The 6000-nt window shown below is 42.5% G+C and carries 2 protein-coding genes, 16 tRNA genes and 2 rRNA genes; all 20 read left to right on the top strand.

The features are described 5' to 3' along the window. Positions 1-1680, top strand: a 23S ribosomal RNA gene (locus J5Y03_RS10420); the annotation flags it as partial. A gap of 119 nt (positions 1681-1799) precedes the next feature. Continuing rightward, positions 1800-1915 (top strand): 5S ribosomal RNA (gene rrf / locus J5Y03_RS10415). Between the two features lie 13 nt (positions 1916-1928). Further along, positions 1929-2003: transfer RNA gene (locus tag J5Y03_RS10410), tRNA-Asn, on the top strand. Positions 2004-2007: 4 nt separating this feature from the next. Then, positions 2008-2099 (top strand) — tRNA-Ser (locus tag J5Y03_RS10405). Between the two features lie 31 nt (positions 2100-2130). Then, positions 2131-2205, top strand: a tRNA-Glu gene (locus J5Y03_RS10400). Between the two features lie 8 nt (positions 2206-2213). Next, positions 2214-2289, top strand: a tRNA-Val gene (locus tag J5Y03_RS10395). A gap of 52 nt (positions 2290-2341) precedes the next feature. Then, positions 2342-2418 (top strand) — tRNA-Met (locus tag J5Y03_RS10390). 3 nt (positions 2419-2421) lie between these two features. Beyond that, positions 2422-2497, top strand: a tRNA-Asp gene (locus J5Y03_RS10385). Between the two features lie 8 nt (positions 2498-2505). Then, positions 2506-2581, top strand: a tRNA-Phe gene (locus tag J5Y03_RS10380). A gap of 18 nt (positions 2582-2599) precedes the next feature. After that, positions 2600-2672, top strand: a tRNA-Thr gene (locus J5Y03_RS10375). A gap of 10 nt (positions 2673-2682) precedes the next feature. After that, positions 2683-2767 (top strand) — tRNA-Tyr (locus J5Y03_RS10370). Positions 2768-2772: 5 nt separating this feature from the next. Beyond that, positions 2773-2846 (top strand) — tRNA-Trp (locus tag J5Y03_RS10365). A 15-nt stretch (positions 2847-2861) separates the two neighbouring features. Beyond that, positions 2862-2937, top strand: a tRNA-His gene (locus J5Y03_RS10360). Positions 2938-2960: 23 nt separating this feature from the next. Next, positions 2961-3035 (top strand) — tRNA-Gln (locus tag J5Y03_RS10355). A 4-nt stretch (positions 3036-3039) separates the two neighbouring features. After that, positions 3040-3114 (top strand) — tRNA-Gly (locus J5Y03_RS10350). Between the two features lie 6 nt (positions 3115-3120). Next, positions 3121-3191, top strand: a tRNA-Cys gene (locus J5Y03_RS10345). A 15-nt stretch (positions 3192-3206) separates the two neighbouring features. Further along, positions 3207-3292: transfer RNA gene (locus J5Y03_RS10340), tRNA-Leu, on the top strand. A gap of 153 nt (positions 3293-3445) precedes the next feature. After that, positions 3446-3527 (top strand) — tRNA-Leu (locus J5Y03_RS10335). Positions 3528-3930: 403 nt separating this feature from the next. Continuing rightward, a complete protein-coding gene (locus J5Y03_RS10330) occupies positions 3931-4293 on the top strand; it encodes a four helix bundle protein (protein ID WP_209405267.1) in 363 nt (120 codons plus the stop codon). A gap of 276 nt (positions 4294-4569) precedes the next feature. Further along, complete coding sequence (locus J5Y03_RS10325) at positions 4570-5745, top strand: glycosyl hydrolase 108 family protein (protein ID WP_209405266.1); 1176 nt, start codon at positions 4570-4572, stop codon at positions 5743-5745. Positions 5746-6000 lie beyond the last annotated feature (255 nt).

Genomic DNA, 6000 nt, shown 5'->3' with positions numbered 1-6000 from the left:
GAAGGTTGACCGGAAGGACAGCTGGAGCGCTTAGAAGTGAGAATGCCGGTATGAGTAGCGAAAGACGGGTGAGAATCCCGTCCACCGTATGCCTAAGGTTTCCTGGGGAAGGCTCGTCCTCCCAGGGTTAGTCAGGACCTAAGCCGAGGCCGACAGGCGTAGGCGATGGACAACAGGTTGATATTCCTGTACCACCTCATTTCCGTTTGAGCGATGGAGGGACGCAGAAAGATAGGGTAAGCGCGCTGCTGGATATGCGCGTCCAAGCAATTAGGCTAGTGAGTAGGCAAATCCGCTCACTGTTAGGCTGAGTTGTGATGGCGAGGGAAATATAGTACCGAAGTTCCTGATTCTACGCTGCCAAGAAAAGCTTCTAGCGAGGAAATAGGTGCCTGTACCGCAAACCGACACAGGTAGGCGAGGAGAGAATCCTAAGGTGTGCGAGAGAACTATGGTTAAGGAACTCGGCAAAATGACCCCGTAACTTCGGGAGAAGGGGTGCTCTTTTGGGTGTATGCCCGGGAGAGCCGCAGTGAAAAGGCCCAAGCGACTGTTTAGCAAAAACACAGGTCTCTGCGAAGCCGTAAGGCGAAGTATAGGGGCTGACGCCTGCCCGGTGCTGGAAGGTTAAGAGGAGGGGTTATCCCTTACGGGAGAAGCTCTGAATTGAAGCCCCAGTAAACGGCGGCCGTAACTATAACGGTCCTAAGGTAGCGAAATTCCTTGTCGGGTAAGTTCCGACCCGCACGAAAGGCGTAACGATTTGGGCACTGTCTCAACCATAGACTCGGTGAAATTATAGTACCTGTGAAGATGCAGGTTACCCGCGACAGGACGGAAAGACCCCGTGGAGCTTTACTGCAGCTTGATATTGAATTTTGGTACAGCTTGTACAGGATAGGTAGGAGCCTGTGAAGCCGGAGCGCCAGCTTCGGTGGAGGCATTGGTGGGATACTACCCTGGCTGTATTGAAATTCTAACCTAGAGCCGTTATCCGGCTCGGAGACAGTGTCAGGTGGGCAGTTTGACTGGGGCGGTCGCCTCCTAAAGAGTAACGGAGGCGCCCAAAGGTTCCCTCAGAATGGTTGGAAATCATTCGAAGAGTGTAAAGGCATAAGGGAGCTTGACTGCGAGACCTACAAGTCGAGCAGGGACGAAAGTCGGGCTTAGTGATCCGGTGGTTCCGCATGGAAGGGCCATCGCTCAACGGATAAAAGCTACCCCGGGGATAACAGGCTTATCTCCCCCAAGAGTCCACATCGACGGGGAGGTTTGGCACCTCGATGTCGGCTCATCGCATCCTGGGGCTGTAGTCGGTCCCAAGGGTTGGGCTGTTCGCCCATTAAAGCGGTACGCGAGCTGGGTTCAGAACGTCGTGAGACAGTTCGGTCCCTATCCGTCGTGGGCGCAGGAAATTTGAGAGGAGCTGTCCTTAGTACGAGAGGACCGGGATGGACATACCGCTGGTGTACCAGTTGTTCTGCCAAGAGCATCGCTGGGTAGCTATGTATGGACGGGATAAGTGCTGAAAGCATCTAAGCATGAAGCCCCCCTCAAGATGAGATTTCCCATAGCGTAAGCTAGTAAGACCCCTGAGAGATGATCAGGTTGATAGGTCAGAGGTGGAAGCGTGGTGACACGTGGAGCTGACTGATACTAATCGGTCGAGGACTTAACTAAACATTCAATATGACATTATCTAGTTTTGAAGGTATAAGCCTTTAAAAAAAGTTTAAAAAACTGTTGACTACGAAATATATTATGTTATAATAATAAATGTCGCTAAGTTGACAAAATGATCAAGTGATTATGGCAAAGAGGTCACACCCGTTCCCATACCGAACACGGAAGTTAAGCTCTTTAGCGCCGATGGTAGTTGGGGGCTTCCCCCTGTGAGAGTAGGACGTCGCTTGGTTGTAATGAAATATTCCGCAGTAGCTCAGTGGTAGAGCACTCGGCTGTTAACCGAGTGGTCGTAGGTTCGAATCCTACCTGCGGAGCCATTTTGGAGAGCTGTCCGAGTGGCCGAAGGAGCACGATTGGAAATCGTGTAGGCGGGTAACCCTGTCTCAAGGGTTCAAATCCCTTGCTCTCCGCCATATAAACTATAGAGGACACTCAGTATAGATTGGCCCGTTGGTCAAGCGGTTAAGACACCGCCCTTTCACGGCGGTAACACGGGTTCGAATCCCGTACGGGTCACCATTTATGTTGGAGGATTAGCTCAGCTGGGAGAGCACCTGCCTTACAAGCAGGGGGTCGGCGGTTCGAGCCCGTCATCCTCCACCATATAAAACTAAATAGATTATTAATGATTCCAAATTGATGGATATCACATTATCGCGGGGTGGAGCAGTCTGGTAGCTCGTCGGGCTCATAACCCGAAGGTCGCAGGTTCAAATCCTGTCCCCGCAACCAAATGGTCCCGTGGTGTAGCGGTTAACATGCCTGCCTGTCACGCAGGAGATCGCCGGTTCGATCCCGGTCGGGACCGCCATTATAGATGGCTCGGTAGCTCAGTCGGTAGAGCAGAGGACTGAAAATCCTCGTGTCGGCGGTTCGATTCCGTCCCGAGCCACCATCTATATTAATTTTATACGCCGACTTAGCTCAATTGGTAGAGCAACTGACTTGTAATCAGTAGGTTGGGGGTTCAAGTCCTCTAGTCGGCACTCTTAAACCGGAGGGGTAGCGAAGTGGCTAAACGCGGCGGACTGTAAATCCGCTCCCTGTGGGTTCGGCGGTTCGAATCCGTCCCCCTCCACCATTTATAGGGGCATAGTTTAAAGGTAGAATAGAGGTCTCCAAAACCTTTGGTGTGGGTTCGATTCCTACTGCCCCTGCCAATAAAAAATATAATGGCGGTCGTGGCGAAGTGGTTAACGCATCGGATTGTGGCTCCGACACTCGTGGGTTCGATTCCCATCGATCGCCCCATATATATTAAATTAATCATTCATTGGGCTATAGCCAAGCGGTAAGGCAACGGACTTTGACTCCGTCATTCGTTGGTTCGAATCCAGCTAGCCCAGCCATTATGCGGAAGTAGTTCAGTGGTAGAATACAACCTTGCCAAGGTTGGGGTCGCGGGTTCGAGCCCCGTCTTCCGCTCCATATATTGGCGGCATAGCCAAGTGGTAAGGCAGAGGTCTGCAAAACCTTTATCACCGGTTCAAATCCGGTTGCCGCCTTTTTATCTATCACCTGCCGGGGTGGTGGAATTGGCAGACACACAGGACTTAAAATCCTGCGGTTGGTGACAACCGTGCCGGTTCGAGTCCGGCCCTCGGCATCAAAGCTCTTACTTTTGTGAGAGTTTTTTATTTTGTTTAAGTGAGATTTATCCTAATTGGAGTAGATAGTTACAACTAAAAAATGGGATAATTATCTATAAAAAAGTTAGACAAATAAAGCTTTTTTCTATATAATATATATATTGACTCATGGCGGTGTGGTGGAATGGCAGACACGCTTGACTCAAAATCAAGTGTCCTCTGGACGTGCAGGTTCAAGTCCTGTCACCGCTATCAAAAAAGCAGGGTATAGGTAATAGAGAAAAGGGTTTTGCATTGATGCAAGGCTCTTTTTTGTTATATGGTAAAAAGCAGGGAAAGGATATAGGGATAAGGGAAGAGAGCTTTGTGAGATTGCATGACTCTTTTTGTGTTATATCGTGTATAACAACGTTTAAAGATTCTAGGGACATATAAAAAAAGTCAAAATCCTAAACCCTAAACGCTTAATTTCCTAAATCCTAAACAGGGATAAGGAAAGAGAGTTTTGTGAGATGCATGACTCTTTTTTTTGAAGGGAAAATTCGAAGTTAGCATAATAACCTTTTTTCTATTTACCTATATTTTCTCCTGGGATAACATGGGAGTACAGGGATTAACTGCTGTTATATCCTGAGTAACTTAAGGAGAGATATGAATGTATAAAGATTTTAGGGAATTAAATGTTTCACAAAGGATTCGTGCTTATGATAAAGGTATTTATGGGATTTCAATTACGTTTCCGAAATTTGAAGAAAGAGAATTAGGTTCACAATTGAGAAGAGCATCTTCCTCTGTTTATTTGAACCTCGCTGAAGGAAATGGTCAGGGTTATGAGAAAAAAGAAATAACACACTTATCAACTTGTTTAGGTAGTTTGGCAGAAGTGAAAGCATGTTTAGACTTAGCGTTAGATCGATCTTATATAGATCAAGAAACCCATAAAAGCTTTGATAAAGAAGCTACAGAATTTATTAAAATACTTTATAAGTTGAAAAGTAATTTAGAAAGTAAATCGTAATATACTTCAAAATATTTAACCTCAATATTATTATCCTCGTTAGAACTTTAAGTTATCCATATTGATCACCAATAAGATTCTAAATCAACAATTTATCCACTAAGTTATTAGATATTCAATCGAATAAACCAAGAAAAAGGGAAAAAGGTTTTAAAGAGATACAAGATTCTTTTTTTGTTATGTTGTGCAACCCTTATCCCTTAATATTCCTAAATCCTATTTATTATTGGCTATCAGTTCCTTATAATTAAAATAAAAACACAAAGGAGAAACGATTTGAAAAAGATTATTTCTTTGTTATTCATATTTAGCTTTTTGCTAGTAAACATAAAAACTACTTGTGAAGCTGCTACAAATCAATTAACTATTAATCAAGCAACATATGTTTATCAGGCGAATAGTTTTAAATCCAAAATTGTGGGGGATATAAAGCCAAAGGATAATGTTGTTGTATTGCAACGTGGTAATGCGAAAACTGGCACGGAATGGATGAAAGTAAAGTTTATGGATCAATTCGGTCGATACCAACAAGGCTGGATAAATCAGATTGGTTCGATGAGAAAAATAGAAAAACCAACTACTTTATATTCAGTTCCGATGAAAACTAATTCTAAACTAAATAAGATTACGCCATCAACAGGAGTTTTTTATATTGTTGGTTATTCAATGACTGGCTGGTACAAAGTATCGTATAACAATAAGACTTATTTTATACCAGATTGGCAAAGAATGATTACATTAGATGTAGATACAATGTCTTATGATGATCCAAGTAGCATGAATAAGACAGGATTAGTTAAAAGAGGAATTTCATACAGCATATTGGATGAAAAGCCAGGTAATTGGTACAAGATAGCAGTAAATAATAAAAAAGTTTGGGTACAAAAAGTAAAAAAACCTAGAACGAATGATAATGCGGTATTTGATCAAGCTGTAAAAACAGTATTAATGCTTGAAGGAAAAGGTTTATCAGATCACCCATCAGATAAAGGTGGTAAAACAAGATATGGTATTACTCAAGTTGTCTATGATAACTATAGAGATAAGATTAAGTTACCACATCAGAGTGTAAATGCGATATCCACTAATGAAGTAAAAGATATTTACCGAAATAGCTATTATAAGGATGTTCATGCAAGTAAGATGAGTCCTAAATTAGCAACTGTTATGTTGGATACTGCAGTTAATTTTGGTGATGGAAATGCATATGTTATTTTCCAAAGAGCACTTGGAATTGTTGGAAAAGAGGCTCAAGCTCTAAATTGGGGTGAGCTAACGGATTACAGTTTTAACAATCTTTCAGTCAGCCAGGAAAATGAATTGGCAAAGAGAATCATTCTTGAACGAATGAGATCTCGTTATAACATAGTTAGTAAAGACAAAACTCAAGCTAGCTTTTTAAAAGGATGGCTAGGTAGGGATAAACAGTTAAAGACTACTCTAAGTCTTTAAAAGGTTAAGGAGAGTGTTTTTACACTCTCTGTTTTTTATTTTGTGAATATTATTAATGTTGCTTAACGGAACATTTTAAAATAAAGCTAGTAATTATGAACTACTGATGAGTGATTTGTAAATATAGTTTATTCTTTTCTTAATAAAATTTACGAATAAAATAAATAAATTTTAGTCGAAATTGGTTATAAAATCCTGTTAAATAGGCGTTTTTATTAGTACTATTAAACTATGGGGAAAATTGTTATGTGCTAA

Origin of the sequence: Gottfriedia endophytica, assembly GCF_017814275.1 — a bacterium.
Classification (GTDB): domain Bacteria; phylum Bacillota; class Bacilli; order Bacillales; family Bacillaceae_G; genus Gottfriedia; species Gottfriedia endophytica.
The sequence above is the reverse complement of the archived record's forward strand: the minus strand, read 5'-3'. Positions and strand labels throughout refer to the sequence as shown.

Coding starts and splice junctions, on each gene's coding strand:
- J5Y03_RS10330 (WP_209405267.1), top strand. CDS start 3,931: ATGTATAAAGATTTTAGGGAATTAAATGTTTCACAAAGGATTCGTGCT.